The 25,415-nt window shown below is 63.9% G+C and carries 20 protein-coding genes and 1 pseudogene; 11 read left to right on the forward strand and 10 right to left on the reverse strand.

Features of this window, described 5'->3' with window-relative positions:
* From NP945_RS15270 to NP945_RS15280, 3 genes are all read right to left on the reverse strand, one after another.
* Positions 1–477, reverse strand: coding sequence for a (2Fe-2S)-binding protein (locus NP945_RS15270; protein WP_013530647.1), 477 nt, complete (start codon positions 475–477; stop codon positions 1–3).
* Entirely contained in the window at positions 477–1,337 is an 861-nt protein-coding gene (locus NP945_RS15275) for a xanthine dehydrogenase family protein subunit M (RefSeq protein WP_256746811.1), read from the reverse strand. The genes NP945_RS15270 and NP945_RS15275 overlap by 1 nt, the downstream gene beginning before the upstream one ends.
* 283 nt (positions 1,338–1,620) lie before the next feature.
* Entirely contained in the window at positions 1,621–2,514 is an 894-nt protein-coding gene (locus tag NP945_RS15280) for a LysR family transcriptional regulator (protein WP_127326601.1), read from the reverse strand.
* Between the two features lie 102 nt (positions 2,515–2,616).
* Between NP945_RS15280 and NP945_RS15285 the strand changes: the two genes are divergently transcribed.
* Both NP945_RS15285 and NP945_RS15290 read left to right on the forward strand, forming a co-directional pair.
* Complete coding sequence (locus NP945_RS15285) at positions 2,617–3,375, forward strand: SDR family oxidoreductase (RefSeq protein ID WP_256746812.1); 759 nt, start codon at positions 2,617–2,619, stop codon at positions 3,373–3,375.
* A 54-nt stretch (positions 3,376–3,429) separates the two neighbouring features.
* Positions 3,430–3,642: a 4-oxalocrotonate tautomerase family protein gene (locus NP945_RS15290; protein ID WP_256746813.1), complete on the forward strand. Its 213-nt coding sequence runs from the start codon at positions 3,430–3,432 to the stop codon at positions 3,640–3,642.
* A gap of 119 nt (positions 3,643–3,761) precedes the next feature.
* Here NP945_RS15290 and NP945_RS15295 read toward each other — a convergent pair.
* Positions 3,762–4,050, reverse strand: a pseudogene (locus tag NP945_RS15295) (AMP-binding protein); the annotation flags it as partial.
* A 103-nt stretch (positions 4,051–4,153) separates the two neighbouring features.
* Here NP945_RS15295 and NP945_RS15300 point away from each other — a divergent pair.
* On the forward strand, positions 4,154–5,710 hold the full coding sequence (locus NP945_RS15300; RefSeq protein WP_256746814.1) for a serine hydrolase: 1,557 nt from the start codon (positions 4,154–4,156) through the stop codon (positions 5,708–5,710).
* Between the two features lie 29 nt (positions 5,711–5,739).
* On the opposite strand, the gene NP945_RS15305 is transcribed toward NP945_RS15300, so the two are convergent.
* Positions 5,740–6,675, reverse strand: coding sequence for a hypothetical protein (locus NP945_RS15305; protein WP_256746815.1), 936 nt, complete (start codon positions 6,673–6,675; stop codon positions 5,740–5,742).
* A gap of 159 nt (positions 6,676–6,834) precedes the next feature.
* Here NP945_RS15305 and NP945_RS15310 point away from each other — a divergent pair, with 159 nt between their 5' ends.
* Entirely contained in the window at positions 6,835–7,980 is a 1,146-nt protein-coding gene (locus NP945_RS15310; protein ID WP_256746816.1) for a KamA family radical SAM protein, read from the forward strand.
* A 247-nt stretch (positions 7,981–8,227) separates the two neighbouring features.
* On the opposite strand, the gene NP945_RS15315 is transcribed toward NP945_RS15310, so the two are convergent.
* The 3 genes from NP945_RS15315 to NP945_RS15325 are packed head-to-tail and all read right to left on the reverse strand — an operon-like array spanning position 8,228 to position 13,541.
* Positions 8,228–8,938 carry a 4'-phosphopantetheinyl transferase superfamily protein gene (locus NP945_RS15315; RefSeq protein WP_256746817.1) on the reverse strand — a complete coding sequence of 237 codons (711 nt, stop codon included), beginning with the start codon at positions 8,936–8,938 and terminating at the stop codon, positions 8,228–8,230.
* Positions 8,935–9,420, reverse strand: coding sequence for a GNAT family N-acetyltransferase (locus tag NP945_RS15320; protein ID WP_256746818.1), 486 nt, complete (start codon positions 9,418–9,420; stop codon positions 8,935–8,937). Before NP945_RS15320 ends, NP945_RS15315 begins: the two co-directional genes overlap by 4 nt.
* Positions 9,417–13,541 (reverse strand): Pls/PosA family non-ribosomal peptide synthetase, encoded by a 4,125-nt coding sequence (locus NP945_RS15325; RefSeq protein ID WP_256746819.1) that lies wholly within the window; start codon positions 13,539–13,541, stop codon positions 9,417–9,419. The genes NP945_RS15320 and NP945_RS15325 overlap by 4 nt, the downstream gene beginning before the upstream one ends.
* 483 nt (positions 13,542–14,024) lie before the next feature.
* Here NP945_RS15325 and NP945_RS15330 point away from each other — a divergent pair, with 483 nt between their 5' ends.
* Both NP945_RS15330 and NP945_RS15335 read left to right on the forward strand, forming a co-directional pair.
* On the forward strand, positions 14,025–14,642 hold the full coding sequence (locus tag NP945_RS15330) for a BA14K family protein (RefSeq protein ID WP_256746820.1): 618 nt from the start codon (positions 14,025–14,027) through the stop codon (positions 14,640–14,642).
* 82 nt (positions 14,643–14,724) lie between these two features.
* Positions 14,725–15,072, forward strand: coding sequence for a DUF2934 domain-containing protein (locus tag NP945_RS15335; protein WP_256746821.1), 348 nt, complete (start codon positions 14,725–14,727; stop codon positions 15,070–15,072).
* Positions 15,073–15,470: 398 nt separating this feature from the next.
* Here NP945_RS15335 and NP945_RS15340 read toward each other — a convergent pair whose 3' ends face one another.
* Together NP945_RS15340 and NP945_RS15345 are read right to left on the reverse strand one after the other, a co-directional pair.
* Positions 15,471–16,418: a DMT family transporter gene (locus NP945_RS15340; protein ID WP_256746822.1), complete on the reverse strand. Its 948-nt coding sequence runs from the start codon at positions 16,416–16,418 to the stop codon at positions 15,471–15,473.
* Between the two features lie 332 nt (positions 16,419–16,750).
* A complete protein-coding gene (locus NP945_RS15345) occupies positions 16,751–18,811 on the reverse strand; it encodes a hypothetical protein (protein ID WP_256746823.1) in 2,061 nt (686 codons plus the stop codon).
* A gap of 286 nt (positions 18,812–19,097) precedes the next feature.
* Here NP945_RS15345 and minC point away from each other — a divergent pair, with 286 nt between their 5' ends.
* From minC to NP945_RS15370, 5 genes are all read left to right on the forward strand, one after another.
* Positions 19,098–19,892, forward strand: coding sequence for a septum site-determining protein MinC (minC, locus tag NP945_RS15350; protein ID WP_256746824.1), 795 nt, complete (start codon positions 19,098–19,100; stop codon positions 19,890–19,892).
* Positions 19,893–19,956: 64 nt separating this feature from the next.
* Positions 19,957–20,772 (forward strand): septum site-determining protein MinD, encoded by an 816-nt coding sequence (minD, locus tag NP945_RS15355; protein ID WP_256746825.1) that lies wholly within the window; start codon positions 19,957–19,959, stop codon positions 20,770–20,772.
* Positions 20,769–21,041 (forward strand): cell division topological specificity factor MinE, encoded by a 273-nt coding sequence (gene minE / locus NP945_RS15360; RefSeq protein ID WP_256746826.1) that lies wholly within the window; start codon positions 20,769–20,771, stop codon positions 21,039–21,041. Before minD ends, minE begins: the two co-directional genes overlap by 4 nt.
* 178 nt (positions 21,042–21,219) lie before the next feature.
* Positions 21,220–23,424, forward strand: coding sequence for a diguanylate cyclase (locus NP945_RS15365; RefSeq protein ID WP_256746827.1), 2,205 nt, complete (start codon positions 21,220–21,222; stop codon positions 23,422–23,424).
* Positions 23,425–23,749: 325 nt separating this feature from the next.
* Positions 23,750–25,216, forward strand: a complete 1,467-nt coding sequence (locus tag NP945_RS15370) for a hypothetical protein (RefSeq protein ID WP_256746828.1) — start codon at positions 23,750–23,752, stop codon at positions 25,214–25,216.
* Positions 25,217–25,415: the final 199 nt, after the last annotated feature.

Consider the following 25,415-nt stretch of genomic DNA (forward strand, 5'->3'; position numbering starts at 1 on the left):
TCAGGCTCCCTTCATCACGATGGCCGCGTCCTGCACGGCGCGCACGATCTTGTCGTAGCCGGTGCAGCGGCAGAGATTCCCGGCAAGGCCGAAGCGGATTTCCTCCTCGGTCGGGTCGGGGTTTTTCGCCAGCAGGTCTTTGGCCGCGATCAAAAAACCCGGCGTGCAGATGCCGCATTGCAGCGCCGCATGCTCGAGGAACTTCTGCTGCAGCGGGTGCAGCGTATCGCCATGGGCCATGCCCTCGATGGTCTCGACGCGGCGGCCTTCAGCCTCGGCGCCGAGCACCAGGCACGAGCACACCAGCCGGTCGTCGAGGATGATCGAGCAGGCGCCGCAGTCGCCGGTGCCGCAGCCTTCCTTGGCGCCCGTCAGCCCCAGCCGATCGCGCAGGACGTCGAGCAGCGTCTCGTCCGGCTGGCAAAGATACTCGACAGCGTCGCCGTTGATTGTCGTTGAAACTGCTATACCAGCCATCATTTGCCTCCTGCACGTGCATAGGCTGATGTGGCGGCCCGCTGGGCCAGCACACCCGCAACTTTTCGTCTGAATTCGATGGTGCCGCGCTTGTCGTCGATGGGACGGCATGCCCCCGCGCAGACCTTGGCGAGCCGCTCCAGCGTCGCCTCGTCCAGCCTGGAGCCGATGAGCACCTCCGCCGCCTCCTCGACCAGAAGCACCGTCGCTGCAACGGCGCCCAGCGCCACGCGGGCCGATTTGACGACACCGTGCTCGTCGAGCGTCAGGTTCACCCCGGCGCTGACCACCGCGATATCCATCTCGGTGCGCGGAATGAAACGCAGATAGGCATCGCCAGACCGCGGCTCGCGCTTGTCGAGCAGGATCGCCTCGATGATCTCGCCTTTGGCCAGCGACGTCTTGCCCGGCGCGGTTGGCACGCTCTGCACGGGGATCGTGCGCCTGCCCGCCGGCCCGACGACCACTGCCTTGGCGCCGGCGGCAACCAGCGCAGGCACGCTGTCGGCGGCCGGCGAGGCGTTGCAGAGATTGCCCACGATGGTGCAGCGTCCCTGCACCTGCTTCGAGCCGATCAGCTTGGCCGCCTCGACGATGCCAGGCCATGCCTTTTTGAGGGCGGTGTTCTCCCCCAGGACGGCGCAGGGAACCGCGGCGCCGATGCTGAAGCCTTCAGCCGTTTCCCGGATCTCGCTCAAGCCATCGATCGCCTTGATGTCGACGATCAGCTCTGGTTCGGCAAAGCCGCCCTTCATCCTGACCAGGAGGTCGCTGCCTCCTGCGAGGATGGCGGCCGTACCAGCCGACCCGGCCAACTGGCCAACGGCATCTTCTATTGAAAGCGGACGTATGTAGCGCATCGTCTCCCCTTGGTCATCGCGATTTCAGCGACCGTTATAAACAGTCTCCTCATAATGGCTATCCGGTTCCTCAACTGCGGCGATTAGGCCAGGCGCCGCAATATCCAGTCCAACAGACGGAAAGTGGCGCGCTGAATGGCAGCAACCGACTTTGGGATGATTTTCGTGAAACTTCGGCTATGGATCAAGTGCGCTCATTCGCCCTTGTCCGCCTTTGGACCGGAACGGCCTCAGCCCGTGAGGCGCTTTCCTGGAAAATGTTCACATTTTTCCTGTAATTGCCCTAGAGATCGGCCTCGGCGAAGATGCGCGAGGCCCAGTCGAGGAAGACGCGCAGGCGTGGCGAGAGCTGACGGTTCTGCGGGTAGAGCGCCGACAGCGGCGTTGGCGATGGCGGATAGTCGGCCAGCACCTCGACGAGCGTCCCATCCGCCAGATCCTTTTCGAAGCGATAGCGCGGCGCCTGGATGAGGCCGAGGCCAAGCCGCGCCAGATCGGCGGCGGTGTCGGAATTGTTGGCGGCGACGCGGCCTGGCAGCCGCACCTCACGGATACTGCCGGCGACGGTGAATTCGAACGGAAGGGTCTCGCCGGTGCGCGACGAAACAAAGCCCACCGCCTGGTGACCGTCGAGCGCATCGGGGGAGACGGGCGTGCCGTGGCGCTCGAGATAGGCAGGGCTGGCGCAGGTGATCTCGCGGATGACAGCCAGCCGCCGCATGATCATGCCGCTGTCGGGCGGCTCGCCGACGCGGATCACACAGTCGACGCCTTCGCGCACGAGATCGACCAGCCGGTCGCTCTGGCCGATCTGCAGATCGATCCTGACATAGCGGGCGAGGAACTCCGGCAGGCGCGGCAACAGGAAGGTGCGGGTGAGCAGCGTGCTGGCGTCGATGCGCAGCAGGCCGAAAGGCTCGGCATTGCGAAAGGCGGCTTCGGCATCCTCGATTTCGGCCAGGATCGACAGGCAGCGCCGATAGTAGGCTTCGCCGTCCTGGGTGGCGTTCACCTGCCGCGTCGTTCGTTCCAGCAGCCGCGCGCCGAGATGCTCTTCCAGCCGCCGGATCGATTCCGTCGCGGTTGAGCGCGGCAGGCCGAGATCGGCCGCGGCAGCGGTGAAGCTGCGCCGCTCCAGAACGCGAACGAAGAGCCGCATCGTGTCCAGTCGATCCATGGCTTTTGTTCGCAGTTTCCGAATAGTGATGTCAATAGGCGGCTGATTATCCGGAAAGCTGCCCGACCTATATCCGTGTCACCAACACACGGAGAGACTTCCATGACATCCAATCAAACAAGTACGGGTGGCCAAACCAGAACCGCGATCGTGACCGGCGCCTCCAAAGGCATCGGCGCCGCCATCGCACAGCGGCTCGCCCGCGATGGCGTTGCTGTCGTCATCAATTATGCACGGGGCCGCGCCGAGGCCGAAGAACTTGTGCGCAGCATCGAAGCCGGCGGCGGCAAGGCGATCGCCGTTCAGGCCGATATCGCCGATCCAAACGGTATCGCTGCACTGTTCGACGCCGGCGAGAAGGCGTTCGGCGGCATCGACATCCTCGTCAACAATGCCGGCGTCATGAAGATTTCGCCGATGGCGCAGACCGACGATGCTTCGTTCGACACGCAGATCGCGATCAATCTCGGCGGGGTGTTCCGCGGCATGCGGGAAGGTGCGCGCCGGCTTCGCGACGGCGGTCGCATCGTCAATTTTTCCAGCAGCGTCGTCGGCCTTTACCAGCCGGGCTACGGCGTCTACGCCGCCACAAAGGCGGGTGTCGAGGCGATGACCCACATTCTGGCCAAGGAGCTTGGCGCGCGCCGCATCACCGTTAACGCAGTAGCGCCCGGACCGATCGATACCGCGCTGTTCACGGACGGCAAGAGCGAGGCGCAGATCGAGGCCATCGGCAAGATGATCCCGCTCGGCCGGCTCGGCCAGCCCGACGACATTGCCGGGCTGGTCTCGTTCCTGGCCGGGCCGGACAGCTTCTGGGTCAACGGACAAATCATCCGCGCCAATGGCGGCGTCGTCTGAGCCGTCGCCGACCGCTCCACGCCGAACCTGAAATTCCACAGAAAGGAAAAGGTCATGCCATTCGCCAACATCAAGTTACCGCAAGCGGCGCTCTCCAGGGCGCAGAAGGAAGACCTCATCCATCGAACGACAGCCATGTTCGTCGACTTTTTCGGCGAGGGTGTGAGCCCCTTCACGATGGTGCTGGTCGAGGAGGTCGCCGACGGCGGCTATGGCCGGGCTGACGAAGTGTTCGTCGTGCCGGAAGTTTTTCGCGCAAAGGAGTAGTGCCGGGCCGTTCCCGGGGGAGCCACGGGTCTCGCCCGTCCTTCGGGACCTCCCAAGTGGGGAGATCGGCAGCGTCACCCCTTCCGCTTCTCCACCTCGGCCTTCCTCAGCAGGAACCGCTAAATCTTGCCGCTGGGTGTCTTCGGCAACTCGCTGACGAACTCGACTTCGCGCGGATAGGCGTGGGCCGAGAGGCGCTTGCGGACATGCTGCGCCAGTTCCTCGGCCAGCGCCTCGCTGCCTCGAAAGGCGGGCGCCAGAACGACGAAGGCCTTGACGATTTCGGTGCGCTGCGGGTCGGGCACACCGACGACGGCTGCCTCGTTGACTGCCGGATGTTCGATCAGCGCGCTTTCGATGTCGATGCGGTAGCCCGGCAGAGGTGATGGCGTCGTCGGCGCGGCCGATCAGGAGATCGACCGTCCGGTTGCGCGAATGGCCCGAGAAGGGCTGGCCTCACCCGTGCGGCCCTGTATCATGGCCTTGTGAATGCTTGGGAGGAGGCTTGTGCATGCGGCTGAATCGGAATCTCTGTCATTGGAGGGTTTGGGTCTTCATCGCCGCAATGGTGCTTTGGCCGCACGCGGCGCCGGCCGATACCCTCACGCCCGAGCGCATCACTGCTGCCCTGTCGAAGCTCGAAGCGCTTGCCGAAGCCGCCGTAGCGGACGGTGCTGTACCCGGTCTCGCCATCGGCGTCGTGCGCGATGACGAGGTGATCTTCCTCAAGGGTTTTGGGCATCGCGAGGCCGGCAAGCCAGAGACCGTCGACGCCGACACGGTGTTCCAGATCGCTTCCCTTTCCAAGCCGGTTTCCGCCACCGTCGTGGCGGCGTTGGTTAGCGACAGGATCGTGTCCTGGGATTCGAAGATCGCCGATCTCGATCCGGCCTTCCGGTTGGCCGATCCTTATCCGGCGAGCCAACTCACCGTCCGTGACCTGTTTTCGCATCGCAGCGGGCTTCCGGGCACCGCCGGAGACGACCTCGAAGGCATTGGCTACGACCGCGTCGAGATACTGCATCGCCTGCGGTTCGTGCCACCATCGTCGAGCTTCCGCGCCGGGTATTCCTACAGCAATTTCGGATTGACAGAGGGTGCCGTGGCAGCCGCGAGGCCGACAGGAAAGCCCTGGGAGGAGGTCGCCGAGGAGAGGCTCTACCGCCCACTTGGCATGGCCTCGACCAGTTCCCGTCATTCAGACTTCGTCAAGCAAAGCAACCGCGCCGCGCTTCACGTCAAGGTCGATGGCGCCTGGGCCGCGAGGATAGAGCGCGATCCGGATGCGCAGGCGCCCGCCGGCGGCGTCAGCTCTACGGCACGTGACCTCTCGCAATGGGTGCGCCTCATCCTCGGCAACGGCGTTTATGCCGGCAAGACACTGATTGCCGCCGATGCGCTAAGCCAGACGCATGTTCCGCTGATAGCGCGCGGCAACAACCCCGTCTCCGGCGGCGCATCGTTCTACGGCCTCGGCTGGAACGTCGAATTCGGCCGACACGGCCTGAGCTGGGGCCACGCCGGCGCCTTCAGCGTCGGGGCGCGTACCCTGGTGACGGTCTTCCCAAAGGAGAAGCTGGGCATCGTCATCGTCGCCAACGCCTTTCCGACTGGCCTGCCGGAGGGATTGTCCGACAGCTTCGCCGATCTCGTCTTCGACGGTAACGTCGAGAAGGACTGGGTCAAGGCGTGGAATGATATCTATGCGGGCCTGTTCGGTCCGGCGGTCGCGGCGGCCAAGGCCGCCTATGCCGCGCCGCCGTCTCCGCCACGGCCAGCCGGGCCGGACAGCGTCTATGCCGGCCGGTACGCCAACGACTTCATCGGCGACGCGATTGTGTCGAAAGCAGGAGACGACCTTGTGCTCAGGGTAGGCCCGGCCGCCGGCCGGTCCTATTCATTGACGCATTTCGACGGTGACCTTTTCCTGACCTTCCCCGACGCGGAGACGCCGGACAGCCCCTCGGGCGTAAGTTTTGTGGTCGGCGCTGACGGCAAGGCGTCGGCCATGACCGTAGGTTTTCTCGACGACAATCATCTCGGCACGCTGCAACGTGTGGGGGACTGACTTCCAAATCGAACGGTGCCGCCGGGAGTTCAGGATGCGGGGCCGTATCGGAGCAGTTTGAAGCAATCGCCGTTGCCCGATTTCGTCTGCGCCAGCAAGGGCTTCGATCTGTCGATCCATTCCTGATGTGACCTCGCATCGGCTTCGATCGCGTCGACCGGTGCAAGACTGACGAAGCTGCGTCCGTGGCTGAGAAGCCAGCATGCGCGGCCAAGAAATCGCCTGCTGCGCTGGCGCAAGAGGTCGGCATCGTAGAAGATGTCGAGCACCTCGTGCTTGATCTTGCGCTCGGTTTCAGGATTGGCGATCGCAACCTCGATCGGCTCGCCGCCGATCGCATCCTGCAGGTCCTTGTAGTCGAGGGTGAGTTGGGTGATGGCATATTTGATCTCGCTCTCGTCGCGCACGATGTCGAACCATAGCGTCGGATCGAGCTCGTTGACGACGAACGACGACTCGAAATCGCGCGACAGGTTGAGGATGTCGAAGTCCCGGATGTCGACGTCGCGCTCAACCAGCAGGATTTCGCGGACCTGCTTGCCAAGCTCCGCTCCCCGCGCGCCGATGGCGGCGTTGGTTCCACCAAGTTCGGGACTAATATAGGCCCCGCCGTCATCCAGCAGCCCGTCGAATTCGCCAAGTGACTCGACGAGGGGAGCGCCACGAGCGATGCGCGCCGCCAGCTTGGCCAGAACCTGCTGAAGATCCGCTTCGCGTCTGCGCTGGTCTTGGTAATTCTGCTGGAAAAAGAAGATGAACAGGGACACGCCGATGCCGATCAGGATCACGCCCAACTGCGAGAAGATGTTGCGGTGGTATTCCAGCAGCTTTTCGCGATGGCGCACGTCGTCGCGCACACTGTGGGCGACGCGCAAATTGACGATCAGCGACAGGATGAGCAGCCCAGTACCGACGAGAATGAGGCCGCCGATGAGCAGGTAACCATGGCCTGTGCTGAAATCCATTCGTTTTCCCTGAAGCCCAGACTGCGCAGAATAGTGCCATTTTGGCTAAATACCTACGGATTTGCAGGCGGTGGATTTGATGGCGGCGACCACCCCGGAAGGTTGACCAGCCTGGCCATCCGGCCGATAGCTCCGCCAGAAACTGTCCTGAGAACCCTGATGACTTCAGACACCAACCTCCACGATGCACCCGCCGCCGGCCCCGACACCGCCTGGCAGGCGGACGTCCGCGCCGGCGTGCGCCACGTGCGCGACCTGGCGTCCCTCCCGCTGTCCCCAGCCGAGCGCGCAGCCGCCCAGGCCGCGGCGGTGAAGCACAAGGTGCGCGCGCCCAAAGCCTATCTCGACCTGATCGACTGGAACGACCCCGCCGATCCGATCCGGGCGCAGGTCATTCCGTCGCCTGAGGAACTGGAGGAGGTGGAAGGCGAGCTCGACGATCCGATCTCCGATCATGACTTCAGCCCGGTGCCGCGATTGACGCACCGTCATGCCGACCGGGTGCTGCTGTTCCCGACCTATCAATGCGCGGTCTATTGCCGGTTCTGCTTCCGCAAGGAATCGCTGACCTCGATCGGTCGTGGCTATACGCACGAGGCGCTGGAGCCGGCGCTGGCCTATATCGCCGAGCATCCCGAAATCCGTGAGGTGATCCTGACCGGCGGCGATCCGCTGTCGCTGCCCGACAAGGCACTGGCCGAAATCTCCGCGCGCATCGAAGCGATCCCCCATGTGCGGCTGCTGCGCATCCATACGCGCGTGCCGGTGGTGCTGCCGTCGCGCATTACATCAGGGCTCGTCGCGGCGCTGCAGGGCCGGCTGATGGTCACTGTCGTCACCCATTTCAATCACGCGCGTGAAATCACCGGCGCTACCGAGGTGGCCTGCCGCACGCTTCGGCGAGCCGGGTTCGTGCTGCTCAACCAGAGCGTTCTGCTCAAGGGCGTCAACGACAGCATCGAGGCGCTGGAGGAGCTCTGCCGCGAGCTGATGTACCGCCTCGGCGTCAAACCCTACTACCTGCACCATGGCGACCTCGCGCGCGGCATGGCGCACCGGCGCACGACGATTGCACAGGGTCAGGCGCTGACTGAAGCGCTGCGGGCGCGGCTGTCGGGCATCTGCAACCCCGTCTATGTGCTCGACCTGCCGGAAGGCGGCGGCAAGGTGCCGATCGGGCCCTGTCATGTCGAGGGCAGGCAGGGGGAGAGCTGGCGGCTGCGCGGGCTCGATGGCGAAGTGCGGGAATATAGGGAGATCGTTGGCGCGCAAGAGGAACAGTCTTCGAAGATTCCAGGCTCGTGACGCCAGGATCCACCCGGATAATCCTACAGCGTCACAGCGACCGTTCATAATGGCCAGCGTCTGCGCCGCCCCTCACCTGCCTGCCGGCATCCTCTCCCCGTATAGTGACGGGGAGAGGATGCTGTCATCGGCGATTTCGCCAATCTCCAGCGTTGCGGGAAGAATGCCGGCGTCGCGGCCAGCCCCTCTCTCCCCGTCACTATACGGGGAGAGATGTCCGGCAGGACAGTGAGGGGCAGCGCCAACGTCAACGATTGCCGCGTTCGGCTAGGAACTCATGACGCCGTAGCGCAGCAGAATAATCGCGCCGACCCCAAACCCCATCTCCATCGATAAACGCCAGCACCACCACGCGCGGGGCAGCGCAGTAAACGAGCCTGGTCTTGCGCCCCGTCTTCGTCGTCGCCTGGCCTGCGTTCAGGTCGACGGTGATGTCCTCATAGCCCAGCACCTCGCGATCGAGCGGATAGACGGCCTTGTAGACGGCTTCCTTGGCGGCAAAGAGGATGCGGCCGGCAAGATGCCGGTCGGCTGCGTCCGTGCGGTCCGCGGGCGTTGTCACGAGCGCCAAAATATCATCCGGGAGAGGCTGCGCAGGCTCGACGTCGATGCCGAGCGAGGCGATATCGCCAATCGGGGCAACCGCCGCCACGGCCATGTCGTCGTCGTGAGCGAGCGAACCGGTTATCCCGTCGGGCCAGACCGGCGCGCCGGTTGGCGTGCGCAGGATGGCGACGTCGCCGACGCCAAGCTCCGCCAGCAGTCCGTGCGCGATCCACCGGGCCGCGCCGCTGGCGCGCCGCATGCCGGGCTGGCGCGCGGGGAGGGAATGCGCTTCCCCGGGCAGCAGATGGGCCTCGTCGCCGTCGCGGATCATGCGACATCCGATCCGGACTCCCGATGGTGCGATGGCGGCGATCGCTTCGGCCAAGGCGATTTCCTCGGGCAGCCGCGTCACGGCTCGTGCGTCCGTGCCGGCAAAGCGAGATCGGCGATCATTTCGCCGTCCTCGTCGAGCCCTTCTTCGACGAAACCGGCGCTGCGATAGAGGTTTCGCGCCGCATCGTTCTCCGGTTCGTAGCAGATCGAGACGTGGCTGATGTGGCCGAGCCCCTGGATTTCGTCCAGCACTTCGCGCAGCGCGGCCTTGCCGTAGCCTTTGCCTTGAGAAGCGCGGTCGATCATGAAGCGGTAGATGCGCGCCTCGTCGTCATCCTCGGGCGCCTCGTACATGAGGAAACCGACGACGCGGGTCCCGGCCATGACGACGCGTGGCCGCGCGTCTGCGTCGGTTTCGGCTTCTTCCAGCGACGCCGCATTGCCGGCGACGAAATCCCTCTGCTTCGGGGCGAGTTCCAGGGCCGTGACCAGGGCACGGTTGGCCTCGGTCACGGCAACGAGACGGATGTCTCCGGTGTTCAAGCCGATGCCCTTCTTCAAGCCGATGCCCGGGCCGATGCCTTGGAGCCATCGTCGGTGATCGGCTCGACGAAGCGGTGCAGCTTGGCCGGGTTGCCACGCCATATGGAGTTGGGCTCCAGCTCTTCGCCCTTCATGACGAAGGAGTCGACATCGACCACCGAGCCTTCGCCCATCACGACGCCGTAGTGGACAAAGGCGGAGGGTCCGAGCGTGCAGCCCTTGCCGATGCGGATGAAGTCGGACTTGAAGGCGCCTTCCTCCAGCGAATGGGCCTGGATGACGCAGCCCTCGTTGAGGGTGGCGTCGTCGCCGATCTCCACCAGCGAGCGTTCGGTGAGGTTGCTGCCGCCGTCATAGACACGACTGCCGATCTTGACGCCCAGCATGCGCAGGATCATGGGCCGGAACGGCGTGCCGGCGAACAGCCGCACGATCGGCGAATCCGCCAGCTTCCAGTGGCGCTCGTGGCGCCAGAACGCGACGTCGTAGATCGTCGTCATCTGCGGCTTCAGCCGGCCGAAACCAAGGCTTGCCCGTTCCACGAAGATGTAGAACGGAATGGTGATCGCCGAGGTCAAAAGCACGGCGACGAACAGCGCGACTTCAGCCCATTCGGTGTAGTAGTTCAGCGCCCGGTCCCAGATCGCCAGCGTGGCGAACAGCATGACCCATTGCGTTGCCACGAACAGCAGGATCGTCACCAGATTGTGGCGGTTCTTGTGCGGGATGCGCCGGCGCCGGTCGTCTTCGTCGACGCCCGCGATGAGTTCCTTGTCGCGGTTCACCATGCGCGGGATTTCAAAGGCAGGGGAACCCAGAAGCCCGACATTCTCGCGCAGCGGCCCGTCGATGGGGATCATCACCTTGGTGCCGAGCAGGACGTTGTCGCCGGTGCGCCCGTCCGGCGGATAGTAGATGTTGTTGCCGAGATAGTTGCGCTCGCCGATCCTCGTCGGCTCGAGCCGGAAGGCGGAGGCGGATTTGTGCATGTTGATCATGAACAGCCCGTCCGACACCATGGTCTCGGTGCCGATCTCGCACAGAAGCGGGTTTTCGTGCTGCTGGTTGGAGCCGAAATTGGAGCCGGTCTGCACCACCTTGTTGAGGTTCCAGCCGATCGCTCTCATGTAGTGCACGATGGCCGAGCTGTCGCCGGCCAGCAGGCCGAGCACGCGCGAGTTGCTCGAGAATTCGGCGACCGTCTGCAGCCAGTAGCGAAAGCCGTAAAGCGTGTAGGTGCGGCCTGGCTTCAGGATCAGGTTTGTCAGGCGCGGCACCAGCGTCGCCGCCAGGAAGGATGCGGCCATGTAGCCGAACAGCGTGACCGTGGTGCCGATCGCGACGACGCCGATCGTTTCCTGGTAGTCGTCGCCGACGTTTTCCCAATAGCTGTGGAACAAGAGCGGCAAGGGAGTGACGATGGCAAACAGCCCGATCAGCTGAACCGCTTCGAAGAGGAAGCGCCTGATGTTGGACGGATCGACATTGCGCACCTTGCAATAGTCGGCCGTGGTCGGCACGGCCGGCGAGCCATGCCAGCGTTCGCCGTCGGGGATGCTTTGGCCGCGATGCAGCGAGGACGAATGGCCGAGCTGGGCGCCGTCGCCGATCCTGGTGTCGATGTCGAGCGTCGAGCCGACGCCGACGAAGGCATCGCGACCGATGGTCAGCGGCCCGGTGTGGATATAGCCGGACTGCGCCCGGAAGCCGAGGATCATGGATTCCTTGCGCAGGATGGTGTTGGCGCCGATCGAGATGAGATCCGTGCAGACGGGTACGGATTTCGATTCGATGACGGCGTTCTTGCCGAGCTTGGTGCCCAGAAGCTGCAGGTAGATGCTGTAGAGCGGGCTGCCGCGGAACAGCACGACGGGCGCGGTGCGGATCAATGTCTTGACCACCCAGAAGCGGAAGTAACGCACGCCCCAGATGGGAAACGCCTCCGCCTTCCAGCGGCCGACCAGCATCCATTTGGCGATGACGGCAAAGCCCGACATGCCGAAGAACACGGCGGCCGAAAGCGCCACGCACCTGATGTAGAGCTGCAGCGGATCGTCGAGCGCGTCATACATCCAGTTGAGGCCGCCATTGATCGCCCACAGGGCGCCATAGCTGTAGAGCGCGTAAAACAGCAGCTGTGCGGCGCCGCAGGTCCAGTAGGCGAAGTTCGAGGCCCGGCGGGTGAGGACGGGCTCGTTGGTGGCCATAGTCATCTCGTCCGCCACGCCCAGGTGAAGCGCCAGACGCGCCACGGTCGGGTGGAGGTAGATGTCGCGCATCGACGCCGTCGCCCATTCCTTCCTGGTGCGCAGGCGCGCGCAGAAATGCGCCATCAGCAGCGAGTTGGCGCCGAGATCGTCGAAGAAATTGTCCTCGACGGACACTTCTTCGAATTTCAGTACGGCGGCCAGCGCGTCGGCCATGAAACGCTCGTCGTCATTGCCGGGCGCGACCATGGCGCGATCGCCCGAAAGCCGCACGCTTGTCGGCTTCGGCAGCTGGCGCAAATCCACCTTGTTGGAGACCGTCATCGGGATCGCCGGCAGCTCCTCGAGATAGGAGGGCACCATGTAGTCGGGCAGCCGCCGCTTCATCGTCGTGGCGAGGTCCGCACGCGAAGTCGCCTTCTGGCCGGCCTTGGGGGCGTAATAGGCGACGAGTTCGACGCGGCCGGGCTCGATCTCCCAGGTGGTGACCGCAGCCTGCGCGATCTCGGGCTGGTCGAGCAGCACCGCCTCGATCTCGCCGAGCTCGATGCGGTAGCCGCGGATCTTCACCTGGGTGTCGATGCGGCCGTTATACTCGATCTCGCTTTGGTCGTTGATGCGGCCAAGGTCGCCGGTCCGGTAGATGCGCTTCGACGGGTTGTTCGGCAGGCCGACGAAATCGGCGATGAATTTCTGTTCGGTCAGGTCAGGCCTGTTGAGATAGCCGACCGCGAGCCCGATGCCGGCAATGCCGATCTCACCCAGTTCGCCGGGCTCGGCAAGCTGCGGCAGCGAAGCGTCGAGGATGACGATCGAGTAGGTCGGCAGCGGCGCGCCGATGGTGACGGGACTGTCCGGCGTCAGCGCGCCCATGGTGGCGGTGACGGTCGCCTCGGTCGGGCCATAGGTGTTGAGGATCTGCCGCCCCGGCTTCGACCAGCGCACCACCAGATTGTGCGGGCAGGCCTCGCCGCCGACCAGCAGCGTGCGCAGGCTGGGCACATCCGACGTCATCGACGACAGCAGCGTCGGGCTGCAGGCGATGCAGGTGATGTCGTGGAGGCGCAGGAAATCGGCGAGTTCCTCGCCCACCAGCGGCATCTGGCCCGGTGCCGGCACCACCGTCGCGCCGGCGACGAACGGCACCCAGATCTCTTCGGAGGAAAAGTCGAAGGCGATGGTCATGCCCTGGTAGACGCGGTCGCCCGGCCGGTAGCCGTAGGAGGCGGCGGCAACGCGGATGAAGTTGACGAAACTCTGGTGCTTGATGACCACGCCCTTGGGCTTGCCCGTGGTGCCCGAGGTGTAGAGGATGTAGCAGGTGTCGTCCGATAAAGCGGCCTTCGCATGCGGCTTCAACGGCGCGTTGGACTGTCTGGAGATTTCGGCAGCAGTGCTGTCGATCAGCAGGTGCGGAACCGGCAGTTGATCGGCCCGAGACGCATAGGCGGCGATGGTGACGATCAGGCTGACGCCGGCGTCTTCGATGATGAGCGCCATCCGCTCCTCGGGGAAGGCGGTCGCCAGCGGCACGAAGGCTGCGCTCGCCTTCATCACGGCGAGCAGCGCGACATAGGTCTCCGCCGAGCGGTCGAGAATGAGGCCGACACGGTCGCCCGGCCGCACGCCGCGCTTGACCAGCAGGCGGGCGAACTGGTTGGCCCGGCTGTCCAGTTCCCGATAGGTCCAGACACGCCCGTCGGAGATCACCGCCGGCAACGCTGCAAACATGTCGGCGAGCTGTTCGAAGACGGTGTCGAGCCGCTCGCCGGGCAGGCCTTGCCGGGCAAAGTCGGCGCCCGTCAGGATTTGCCCGCGCCTGGCTGTCGCGGGGGCCGTTTTTACCAGCGCATCGACACTTGCCAGGCCGCTTTCCAGCCCCGATCGTTCCGCGTCCAGTTCGGCGATATCGACACCGTGATCCATTTCCATGCTTTCCCGTCCAGGCCGGGCATCGCCCGGCACGGCCATTTTTCCAGTTGTTGTGGGATCCTTATGCCACCCGATCTTTTCGGCAGTTTTTCCGAACTGTTGAATATTGTTTCTGAACTGTGTCTGGGCGCTCCTTGTCGTCCCCTGCAGGGGCAGGGCTATCGCATATGGATTTTTGCGAAGAGGACCCCCACCCTAACCCTCCCCACAAGCGGGAGGGAACGCTGCCGCGTGCTTTCAAGTCTTCTTTGGCGCCAGAAGACCGGCGACTAGCCTGGGTCGGCGCCAATGGAAGTCTCCCTCCCCCTTGTGGGGAGGGGTTAGGGGTGGGGGTCCGTGCCGGGCAGACATCTCAGGAATTCCATATGCGATAGCCCTGCATGCGGGCTATCGGCGGGCAGCGCCGGCGCGTACGCTTGGGCGTTTTTCTGGAACCAGCCTTGAGGCCCCGCATTCTATGAGCAGGGACTTAAGGAGCGTGTCGTGAAAGCGGTTTTGGGACTGGTCTGCGGCTTCGTGCTGACCCTTGCGGTCTTCGGCAGCGGACTGGGTTTTGCGGCCTGGCTGCTTGCCGCAAAGCCGCCGCGCCAGGCAACGGCCACCGTCAGCGTGGCGGAGCTGTGGACCAAAAAAGCGCGGCCGGTGAACAAAGCCGGGCAGGGCCTCGAGCGCCTGCCGGCCAAACAGTCCGCGCCGACGGACATCCCCGCCAAACCGCAGGAAACACCGCCCGACCCGACGGTCACCGGCGCCATCGCGCCCAAGGCGACCGAATTGCCGCCTCCGCATCTCGCCTGGTGCGCCAGCCGCTATCGCTCCTACCATCCGGACGACAACAGCTACCGCTCCTACAGCGGGCAGCTGCGCCCCTGCGTCTCGCCCTATCTCCAAGCCGCCGGCCAGGTCGCCCAAGCCGGCCAGCCGGCTGCTGGCGATGGCGGCGAAAACGGCGCGGGCCTGGGCGTCTACGTTGCCGACGGTGGCGGCGAAGCACTTTCGGCCGACCATGTCGATTACTGCTTCAGCCGCTACCGCTCCTACCGCCCGGAAGACAACTCCTACCAGCCCTATTCCGGCGGCCCGAGACGGCAATGCCAGTAGACCCGCGCGCCGCACGATCCGATCGCGCGGATTTTCCGGAGCGTCTGCATTGGCGCGGCGTTCAACCCAAGGAGGACTGACCATGAGCGACGACCGGGACGACAGAATTCGTGAGCGCGCCTACCACATCTGGGAACGGGAAGGCCGCATGCAAGGCGACCCGGAACGGCACTGGCACCAGGCCGAGGCCGAGATCGACCGCGAGTCGGCCCTGCCGCTGACGGCGGATGACGCACTGCCCGAAACCGGCGAGATCGCCAGCACCGACGTGCTGGAGGTCGAGGCGCTGGCGGTGCGCACCGGCATATCGGGCGACGAGGCGCAGGAACTGCTCGACCGCCTGGGCAATGACCGCGCGGCAATCGAGCAGGCCGCCCGCAGCCTCAAGGCCAAAAGGCGGCGAAACCCCGATGAGGGACTGGCGAAATGATCGGAAGCTGAAGAACGGAAATACCGGCTGGATTGCGCGGCGGCCCCGAAAGCCCGCGCCTCTGGCGGAGGACGCGGGCCGATCGGACGGCCGATCTTCGGCAGGCGATGGAGGGCACCACCTGCCGCATCCATTAACAATTAGCTTCAGCTAATGTTCCGTCAAGTTGGATCTGAATTTACTTTCGAATGTCGGCCTCCACCGCTTGCGCCGCTGGCCTTTGGTCGGGAATGCATGTGCCCGGGCAGGCAGCGTGCGTCGATGTCTATAGGAATTTTTTCCTTGAAGGTGAGGGCAGCTATGCTACATTTTTGCCTATGGTGATGATTTGCGCCAGTGACCCGCCGCGAGGCGGGTTTTTGCGTTGGCGCGCCGCACAGCCGCCACCCGCCAGACTTCTACGCCACGCGTGGTTGAGCTGGTTTGACCATTGTGGCGAGCACGATGCCGGCGACGATGAAGGCCGCACCGACCAGATCGTAATCGTGCAAGCCCTCGCCGAGCAGCAGATAGGCGAGGATGGCCACGAACACCGTCTGCAGGTAGAGCAGCATGCTTGCCCGGCTCGCGCCAAGCGTTTGCACGCTCTTGTTGTAAAGATAGTACATCAAGGCGCCGCCGGGGCCTGCCAGATAGGCGAGCGCGAGAAGGCTGTGGAGGTCCATGGCGGAGCGTTCGTCGTTGAACAATTCCCACAGATGGAAAGGCAAGGCGACCAGCGCACCGGCGCCGAGCAGCAGCACGACCATCGGCAGGAGTTCGATGCCGAATTTGGCACGGCGCAAAAGCACGGTGTAGAGGCCCCAGCAGAACGCGCTGCCGACGATCCACAGCTCGCCGGCGTTGACCTTGAGTTGCAGCAGCGCTGCCAAGTTGCCGTGGGCAACGATGAAGATCATCCCGGCAAGCGCAACCAGCGCGCCAAGCGACTTCCACAGCCCGAGCGGCTCGCCAAGCACGAAACGGGCAAGCACCATCGTCATGACAGGCGACAGCGCCATGATGATGCCGGCCGTGGTGGCGTCGGTGTCGTTGAGGCCATGGTAGATCATGCCCTGGCACAGCGTCAGGCCGATCGCCCCCACGGCGACGACCTCCACGGCGCGCGTTCGCAAAAGCCCGATCATCGCTTCGTGATGACGGTGCACGATCGGCAGCAGGATGGCGCAGGCAAGCGTCAGCCGCCAGAAGCAGAGGCCCCAGGGCGGCATTTCAGGCGCCACCCATTTGGCCGCGATATAGACACCGGCCGAAAGCAGCCAGCACAGGACAGCGGCCGGATAGCCGGCCAGGGAGGGGCCGGCCACGGGTTGCGCGGCTTGATGCGCTATCGGCATTGCCTGCATGTCATGCCCCTTCGATGACCTCGGCCAGACGGGGCAACATAACCTGTGTCGCTGGGTCGTGCATCCGTTTTGAAAAGGTGGAGAGGAATGTGCGCCCGGCCGTCCTTGTCTTCGACGGCGTAACTACGTCAGTCCGCCTTGTCACCAAAAGGCATTGCGGAAACGTCCATCCACATCGCGCCCCCACGGCATGGCCATCAGGATCAGCGAGGTCGCGTGTATACATGAACCCATGATCTTCGATCCAGGCGGCCCTTCGCGACAGATATCCAAAGGGCTGAACTGAACGGCGGGCGGACACCTGCCTTCGGTGATTGTGAAGATAGACGTTGTCAGTCAGCCGCCGGCGGACGGATCATCCGCAATTCGTCAAGGAACGCCTCGAGCCAGGTTTCATCCCGGCCGTTTATTTCTTGCTGCCAAGTTGCTATCCACCTTGTACCGCGTTGTGCGATCAAATCGGCATTCGTCACCGCCATCCGGCGTGCCACGGTCTTCGGGACCTGCCCGGCGACTGCGTTGCGCAATCCCCAGTTCGACCAGATTTGCGAGAACGAAACGGTGTTGAAGTAGCCCATGATCGCGACCCAAAAGACGAAGTCGACCATGTCGTCCGTCCAGCCGTGCGCCGCGATCATCGCCGTTACCGTCTGGCCGGCGAAATAATACTCGTGTTCGGGGTCGACGAGGCGGCCGTAGCGTTTAATCGTCGGCAAGGCGGACAGGTCGCGGACACCCAGCGTTCGGACGGCACTGGCGAGCAGACCGATGCCTTCCTCACCCACCGAAAACAGAAAATCATTTGATGCTCCGACCTCGACAAATCGTTCGATCAGTCTGGCCAGCGGCGGCAAGACGGCGGGTGATGCGTCCATGAGGCTGTCGAAGAACGCCGCTTCTTCCAGCGTTTCCTTGCCGACGAAAACGATCTTTACTTCGGAGTCCCTCTCGCGGCGATAGATCGAGGCTGTCATCTTGCCCGTCAGCGCATCGATCGCTTTGATAAGGGCGGCTTCGCCCTCGCCTTCCACGCGGATGACAAGGCGGTTGGCGCCCTTGAGAAACTCATCGGATTTGCGCAGCAGCGTATCGTCGCGGCGTTCCTGGTAGGCTTTCCATCCGTCGTTACTCATCGGAACGCCCACCAGCAAGTGGGGCGAGGCGCTGGGCTTGCCATCGTAAATGAACTCTTCGGTCCCCATGAGCACGCGCGCCTTGCGATCGGGCAGGGCTTCCACTGCATAGACCGTCGGGGCCTGAGGAAGATCCCCATAACCGTGAGCATTGTAGCCACGTCGTTCGGTGAACAGCCGGGGCGAGATGGTGCCATCGATGCCCACGCAACTGACGAAACCGTTCACCTTGAACCAGAATGCCTGCCCGTCAGGCTGCCATCCCAGAAGCTGGTCGCGACCAACCAGCCTGTTTATGCCGCCGTAAACATGCGACTCGACGAATTTGCCCAGTTCGTCATGGCTCGAGAAAAGCGGCGGAAGGTCCGACAGCAACAACGGCGGATCGGTCGGCTCCCTGTTCTGACGCCGCAGCGTATCGGAGATGGCGGCCCACAGGGCGCGGCGGCGGGTCCCATCGCTATCGGTATCGCCTGGCCAGTCAGCCCCAAAGTTCTGAACCTTCACCCAGGCGGCGGTGACGCGACGGACAAATCGCAGCGGAAACGCTTCCCAGATCTGAAACGTGATCCCGTAGAACGGTTCGCCACTTCTCTTTCCGAAAGCCTTCTGAACGATGCTTGTCTGGGGATAGAGCGCAGGCAGTCGCGTATGGTCAAATCTGACCCAGTAACGCCCGTCCGGGCTGCAACTGATAAATCCCAGACCGGTATACAGACCAGGTATGCTTGCCGCCGGGATGGTCGAAACCTCCCTCTCGCCACTCCTGGGATCGAGCAGCATCAACCAATGTTTTCGGCTGTCCGCGCTCCAGTGGTCGTTCCAATTCAACAGCAGCTTGCCGTCTGGCCGCTCGACAATGCCGTTGAAGAAACGGCCGTGCAGGCCATCGTGCTGCGCCACGATTTCGGCCCGCTCCAGGTCGATCATGCGAAGGACGCAAACATCCGGCCCCACCTGCTTTCCGGCTTCAAATCCTGACCTTATCTGTTCGACGAGATAGAGATGCCTGCCGTCCCGGCTTGCCAGGCTGCAATGGGTGGCGCCATGAAGGCCGTTGGGAGGGAATTTGAGGTGGCCGACCTTCCCGCGTTCCAAAGCATCGAAGATGCCCAACTTGCCATCTGATCCGTAGTGCCAGAGATGTCTCCCGACAATTCCCTTGCCGATATTGGCGGGCAGCGCGCGCGTAATCCATTCGCCACCGTCGGGATAGCCGGTGATGAAAAAGCAGCCATTCGAACTTTCAAGCTTAAGCATTTCGTCAAGTTCCATTTGCGCGCGGAGCGGCTAGACATGAAGTATGCCTGCGGTTGACTTAACATCGAAATAACGCTGCTGCTGCGGTCATTGCCCACAAAGGGTCGGCCTCCGGTCGCTCGGCCTTGATCGCGTCAACGACCGCTCATGGCGCTTGGCAGACTTTCGAACTCTCCGGCCAGCGCTGTCAGGAACCGCCCTCCCGGCGCGCTCTCCACCCCTGGCATTAACCATTCGTTAACCATTCTCTCGCTAGCGTTTACCTCTCAGTAAGGATTCGCCAGCCGTGACCTTTGCCGCCCCCCTCGAGGCCAAATCCATTCGTTTTCGTGCCCGCTCTTTCGTCGCTTTCACGCTGACGCCCGAAGCGCCTTTGGACGTGTGGCTCGAGGGGCTGGATCACTGGATCGGCAACTCGCCGGGCTATTTTGCCGGGCGGCCGGTGGTGCTTGATCTCAACACCTTGAAGCCCGATGTCGCCGCGATCGAATCGCTGGTCGACGTGCTTGGCCATCGCGGCATCCGCATCTACGCCATCGAGCTCGACGGCCACACTGCACTCGAGCCCAACCTGCCGCCGGTTCTGGTCGGCGCCAAGGAGGCGACGACGGATGGGTTGCTGCCCCGCAAGGCGCGGGAGGAGAGTTTCGACAAGGCCGAGGGCAGGGCGCCCGAAGCCGGCCCGGACAAGGACAGCGTCGGCAAGGCTGACGCAAGCAAGGCGGGCGATAGCGAGCCGCAGGTTGAAGCTTCGGGCACGCTGATGATCAAGGCGCCGATCCGCTCGGGCCAGGCGATCGTGCATCCGCATGGAGATGTCATCGTGCTGGGTTCGGTCGCGTCCGGCTCGGAGATCATCGCGGCGGGCTCGATCCATGTCTATGGCACGCTGCGCGGGCGCGCTTCGGCGGGTGCGCTGGGCAACAGGGGCGCGCGCATCTTCTGCCGCAAGAACGAGGCGGAGCTTCTGGCGGTCGACGGCTGGTACGTCACCGCCGAGGAGATGGAAGGCGTTTCGCGCGGCAAGCCGGTGCAGGCGTTTCTCGATGGCGACGCCTTGCGGGTTTCGACGCTGAGCTGACATTCGTTTCGATATTGGGGCGGCCGGGCCGCTCGACCAAGAAAACAACAACGGAGGCTTTTCAATGGGCAAGGTAGTGGTGGTCACCTCGGGCAAGGGGGGCGTCGGCAAGACGACCTCGACGGCGGCCCTCGGGGCGGCCGTGGCCAAGACCGGCAAGAGGGTGGCTTTGGTCGACTTTGACGTCGGCCTGCGCAACCTCGACCTGATCATGGGCGCCGAGCGGCGCGTGGTGTTCGACCTCGTCAACGTCATCCAGGGCCAGGCGAAACTCTCGCAGGCGCTGATCCGCGACAAGCGGGTCGAGACGCTGTTCCTGCTGCCGGCCTCGCAGACGCGCGACAAGGATGCGCTGACCGAGGAGGGCGTCGGCGAAGTCATCGACAAGCTGCGCTCGGTGTTCGACTACGTGTTCTGCGACAGCCCGGCCGGCATCGAGCGCGGCGCGCAGCTCGCCATGCGCTTTGCTGACGAGGCGGTCATCGTCACCAACCCGGAAGTGTCGTCGGTGCGCGATTCCGATCGCATCATCGGCCTGCTCGACGCCCGCACCTTGCGGGCCGAGCAGGGCGAGCAGATCGCCAAGCATGTGCTGGTGACGCGCTACGATGCCGCCCGCGCCTCGCGCGGCGAAATGCTGTCCATCGACGACGTCTTGGAAATCCTGTCGGTGCCGCTGCTCGGCATCATTCCGGAAAGCCAGGATGTGCTGCGCGCCTCCAACCTCGGTTCGCCGGTGACACTGTCGGAGCCGCTCAATTCCGCTGCCAAGGCCTATATCGACGCCGCCAGGCGGCTGGAGGGCGAGGAATTGCCCGTCATCGTGCCCTTCGAGCGCAAGGGCTTCCTCGATCGTCTTTTGGGAAGGAGGGCGGCATGAACCTGCTCGACATCTTCAAGCGGCGCTCCAGCGCCCCGGTGGCGCGCGAGCGGCTGCAAGTGCTGCTCGCCTATGAGCGCCGCAACCGCAGCCAGCCCGACCTCGTCTCCATCCTGCGCGAGGAGATCATGGCCGTCATCGCCAAGCATGTGCAGATCGACCAGGATTATCTGCAGGTCTCGATGGACCGCGGCGAGACCATGTCGACGCTGGAAATCGACATCCAGATCCCCAACAAGAGCGCCGTGCCGCTGGCCATGGTGGGGTGACTTAGCAAGACTTGGGTTCCTCGCCCTCATTTCATGGGGGGTGAGGAACCGTGCGTCGTGCGAGGAGCCGCGGCTGGCGTCGTTAGGACGTTGATAAGCATTTGGTAATAAAAGCCGGGAATGAGATGCTGGCTCGATGTGACATGCGCAATGCTGTCGTTCTCGGCGGAGCCATGACATGCGCATCAAGAGCCAGATCATTCTCTCCATGGTGGCGGCCGCGGCCCTGATCGGGCTGGTCGGCGGCGTCGCGATCTTTACGCAGATAGTGGTGACAAAATCGTTGGGGTTGACCGAAGCGACCAATGTCGCGCGGGAATTGGCCGACACCATCGTTTTCAAATCATCCGATGGGGCGCCTTCGCTGCTCGAGCGGCCCGAGGCGCTCAAGCAATTTTTGTTGCACCAGCACCGCCGCCTGCACAGGGATTTCCTGGTCCTTGATAGCAACAAGACCATCCTCGCCCATGCCGCCGACGAAGAGCACCAGGTCGGCGATAAATTCAATCACGACCCCGGCAACGAAATCGGCCAGACCCTGGCGGACGGCATTCCGCGCAGATTTGTCGACCCGGAGGAAGTGAACGCCATGCTGGCCGTTCCGATCGAAAATCCCGAGGGTGCGATCATCGGCGCCGTGCTGCTGGAATATGACCCTGTTCTGCAGGCGGCCGAACAAAGCACCAACAGCCTGCTCTGGCTGGTTGGCCTCAGCGCGGCGGCCGCCGTGCTGGTCGCGGTCGGCTTTGCATGGCAGCTGCTCCGCCGTTTCAGCTCTGGCCTCGGGGACATGATGCGCGGCATGGAAGCGCTGGCGAAAGGCAATGCCATGACGCGCATCAGCCACGCCCGCAACGATGAATTCGGGCAGCTGGCCGATGGCTTCAACACGATGGCGGACCAGCTTGCATCGGCGCGTGCGCATGTCGAGGACATCGTCGAGACGGCTGCCGAAGGCATCGCGGTTCTAGACGGGGACGGCCGCATCGCCAGCGCCAATCCGGCGGCGGCAACGATGATCGGGCGGCGTGCCGACAAGATCGTCGGGCAGCAATGGGATTCGGTGCTGACCATTCGCGATCCCAGAGGCGACGCGTTCGCCGCCGGCGCTTCTCCCATCGAAATGGCGCTAGCCACGGGCCGCCAGCAGCAGGGCGAAGTGCGCCTGGCCAGATCCGACGGCTCGCACCTGCCGGTCATCGCCAGTTGCGGTCCGCTCAGCCGATCCGAAGGCGGCCTCGTCCTTACGCTCAACGACATCAGCGAGCTGCGCCGCGCGGAAGGAGTGGTCAACGAGCGTGCCGATCAGCTGGCACTCCTCAACCGTGAACTGCACGAAAAGTCCGAAACCACGACCCGTCTGGTGAAGCTTGGCGAACTGCTGCAGGCCTGCGTCACCTTCCCGGAAGCATTCTCGGTGGTCGGCACCGCCATGGCCGAGTTTCTCGGTGGCTTGAGCGGAACCGTCCACCTGACCAGCGCGTCGCGCAACCTGGTGGAAGAAATGGCGCATTGGGGCGACGTCCGCTCGAGCGCCACGCAATTCGCGCCGGAAGACTGCTGGGCGCTCAGGCGCGGCCAGGAACATGTCGCCGGCCCCGGCATGCTCACGCCGCGCTGCGCGCATATCACCGAGAACGGCAAGAAGGGCTATGTCTGCATGCCTCTGGCGGCGCAAGGCGAAACGCTGGGCATCCTTCATCTGTGCGAACCGAATGCGGCCGAGAAGCCGCAATGGCTGGCTGAGAGACAGCAGATTCTGCGTGGTGTCGTCGACACGCTGGCGCTCGCCCTGGCCAATCTGCGCCTGCGCGAGACGCTGCGGCAGCAGTCGATCCGCGATCCGAACACCAGTCTGTTCAACCGGCGATATCTCGAGGAGACCAGCAGCCGCGAACTGCGCCGGATGGAACGCTCGGGCCAGCCGCTGGTGGTCATCATGCTCGATGTCGACCATTTCAAGCAGTTCAACGATACGTTCGGCCACGAAGCCGGCGATCTCGTCCTGAAGCAGGTCGCCGCCACCTTGATCGAGCACGCCAGGGATAGCGATGTCGTGTCGCGCTTCGGCGGCGAGGAGTTTGCCCTGGTCATGCCGGGAAGCACGGTCCAGGAAGGTGCCGAGCGGGCGGAAGCGCTGCGCCAGGCAATCAGGAAGCTTCATTTGACGCATCGCGGCCGAACGCTGGGCACCGTTACAGCCTCGTTCGGGGTCGCCGCCTACCCCGAGCATGGCGTGGGCTGGGCCGAATTGACCAATGCCGCGGATCACGCGCTCTACGAAGCCAAGGGTAATGGGCGCGACCGGGTCGCCATCGCGCTGGGCAACGCGTCCGGCGAGCGACCTCCGATCCAGTTGGTACCAGCCCCGAAAAGCAGCTGAGACCGTTTGGGTTAGAGCACTCGGCCCGGCCCTGCGATAGTGATCTTGCGCCTGCCAAGAGATCAGGCGAGTTTCTCCGCTGCCCTCGAGGTCTCGCGCGGCTCTTCTGAGCGGCCACGGTCTTGCCGTCCTTCAGACCTCCACACTGTCAGAGGAATCCGGCTCTTCCCGGCTGCGGCATTGATTGTTCACGCTATTCCAACCCCCCAAATGTCCCAAATTTACCTTTGTGCCGACGGGGCTTCCCCTGCGCAAGCAGCGGATGTAAGGATATATTAGCAATTTGTTAAGTTCGAAGCGAGGTATGCGTAAGGGGAGTTTGGTGATGAACTTCAGAGGCCTGATCAAGCGTGCTGAAGACGTGGATAAAGCGATCCAGGACCTGCAGGTCGATTTGGCGGACGCGCTGGATGCAAGTCTCGATGCCGACGACCTGGTGCCGCCAGAGAGTGACGATGTGCCGGATGCCCCCGCGGCAGCCGATGGCGGGCCAACCCAGGCCGACGCGGCAAATGACGACAATGCGGGGAAGGCCGACGCTGCGGGCGATGCGGACAGTTCCGAAACCGCGCCACGGCTGACCGCCCATACACAGACCCGGCTGGCTGCTTTGAGCGCCTTCGAGGGTCTCTTCCATGACGCCAGGGACTATCTGGAGGAGATCAACGACAAGCTGTCGGAGATCGGCACCTCGCACCATCTGACGCGTGAATTCCTCAACATCCTGCACAGCGACATCCTGCGCGCCAACGAGCTGGAGGTTGCCAATGCCGCCCTGGCCGCCGAACAGAGGGCGCTGTCGGAAAAGCTGCACGATGCGGTAAAAAAACTGCGCGAGCGTGAAGGCGCTTTCGAAGCGCTGCAGCAGCGCGAGACAAGCCTGGTCCAGGACCGGGAGACGCTTCGTGCGGCACTGGCCGCGGTAAGGCTGGAACTGGTGGAGACAGCCAATGCGAGCGCCAAGCGCGAAGCGGAGTTCGGCGACATCGCCAAGCGGCTGACCGCCAGGACGGTCGAGGCCAACAGGCGCTTGCGCGAAAGCAAGATGCTGCGCGAAAAGCACGTCAACCTCTCGATCGAACTCGACAAGGCGCTGAAGCGGGAATCGCAGGCGCGCCACAGGCTCGACGAGCTCTCGACGATCCATGCCAGCGAAGCAGCGCGGCTGGCGGAGCTGCTGGCCGCGCTCGGCAAGAGCGAGAAAGAGGAGATGCGGCTCCAGAAGTCGCTCGAGGCCGCACAGGCGAAGCTGTCGGAAACGAGCGAAGCGGCACGCATGATGGAAGGCGACAAGGAAGCCGAGCTGGCTCGCGGCCAAGCGGAAATGCGCGGGTTGAGCTCGGAGATTCAGAACCTGCAATCGCGGCTGGAGCAAACCTCGACCGAAAACAGCGAAGCCGCAGGCGAGATCGCCAGGCTCAAGAGCGAATTGAACGACGCCCTGGCCGAAAAGAAGATCGCCGATGAAAGATTGTCCGCGCTGAGCCAGGAGAGCGAAGGCGACAAGATGAGTCTTTCCAAGGTGAACGCCAACCTTTCTCAACTGACGCTGCAACAGGCGTCCGAACAGATACAGTTCGACGTGCAGAGGCAGGAGTGCGAGGACCTCAAAGCCGAAATCGCCTCGCTCAATGCCCGGATCAAGGAACTGCTGCCCTACGAGCGGCTCCACAAGGCCACCAATGGCAGGCCGCGCGAGGACGGCGTGGTCGAGATAGCCGGGGCGATGGCGAAGAAAGCACGGACGACGGGCAGGCGGCGCATGCGCAGGAATGTCGGCGCCGCTAGCTGAAGTGTGGCGCTGAAGGGCTTCAGGCGACCCGCTTCAGGTCTTTGTGCATGGGAGGCCGGCACCTCACCCGGAGAGTAAGCCCAATGGGGCACCGGCCAGGCGGATCGACAGGTCCGCCGCACAGACAAGGTAGCGCGCCTCGGTCCCGCACGGCATTGGTGCGATCACGGAAGGTGCCAGCGGCAATTCCCCAAGCTTC

The sequence above is a fragment of the Mesorhizobium sp. LMG17149 genome (assembly GCF_024518695.1).
Taxonomy (GTDB): domain Bacteria; phylum Pseudomonadota; class Alphaproteobacteria; order Rhizobiales; family Rhizobiaceae; genus Mesorhizobium.

What these genes read in the sequence shown, in the direction of transcription:
- minD (WP_256746825.1), top strand. Translation starts at nt 19,957, where the DNA reads ATGGGCAAGGTAGTGGTGGTCACCTCGGGCAAGGGGGGCGTCGGCAAG.
- minE (WP_256746826.1), top strand. Translation starts at nt 20,769, where the DNA reads ATGAACCTGCTCGACATCTTCAAGCGGCGCTCCAGCGCCCCGGTGGCG.
- NP945_RS15335 (WP_256746821.1), top strand. Translation starts at nt 14,725, where the DNA reads ATGAGCGACGACCGGGACGACAGAATTCGTGAGCGCGCCTACCACATC.
- NP945_RS15290 (WP_256746813.1), top strand. Translation starts at nt 3,430, where the DNA reads ATGCCATTCGCCAACATCAAGTTACCGCAAGCGGCGCTCTCCAGGGCG.
- NP945_RS15280 (WP_127326601.1), bottom strand. Translation starts at nt 2,514, where the DNA reads ATGGATCGACTGGACACGATGCGGCTCTTCGTTCGCGTTCTGGAGCGG.
- NP945_RS15300 (WP_256746814.1), top strand. Translation starts at nt 4,154, where the DNA reads ATGCGGCTGAATCGGAATCTCTGTCATTGGAGGGTTTGGGTCTTCATC.
- NP945_RS15285 (WP_256746812.1), top strand. Translation starts at nt 2,617, where the DNA reads ATGACATCCAATCAAACAAGTACGGGTGGCCAAACCAGAACCGCGATC.
- NP945_RS15325 (WP_256746819.1), bottom strand. Translation starts at nt 13,541, where the DNA reads ATGGAAATGGATCACGGTGTCGATATCGCCGAACTGGACGCGGAACGA.
- NP945_RS15370 (WP_256746828.1), top strand. Translation starts at nt 23,750, where the DNA reads ATGAACTTCAGAGGCCTGATCAAGCGTGCTGAAGACGTGGATAAAGCG.
- NP945_RS15305 (WP_256746815.1), bottom strand. Translation starts at nt 6,675, where the DNA reads ATGGATTTCAGCACAGGCCATGGTTACCTGCTCATCGGCGGCCTCATT.
- NP945_RS15270 (WP_013530647.1), bottom strand. Translation starts at nt 477, where the DNA reads ATGGCTGGTATAGCAGTTTCAACGACAATCAACGGCGACGCTGTCGAG.
- NP945_RS15275 (WP_256746811.1), bottom strand. Translation starts at nt 1,337, where the DNA reads ATGCGCTACATACGTCCGCTTTCAATAGAAGATGCCGTTGGCCAGTTG.
- NP945_RS15310 (WP_256746816.1), top strand. Translation starts at nt 6,835, where the DNA reads ATGACTTCAGACACCAACCTCCACGATGCACCCGCCGCCGGCCCCGAC.
- NP945_RS15365 (WP_256746827.1), top strand. Translation starts at nt 21,220, where the DNA reads ATGCGCATCAAGAGCCAGATCATTCTCTCCATGGTGGCGGCCGCGGCC.
- NP945_RS15345 (WP_256746823.1), bottom strand. Translation starts at nt 18,811, where the DNA reads ATGCTTAAGCTTGAAAGTTCGAATGGCTGCTTTTTCATCACCGGCTAT.
- NP945_RS15340 (WP_256746822.1), bottom strand. Translation starts at nt 16,418, where the DNA reads ATGCAGGCAATGCCGATAGCGCATCAAGCCGCGCAACCCGTGGCCGGC.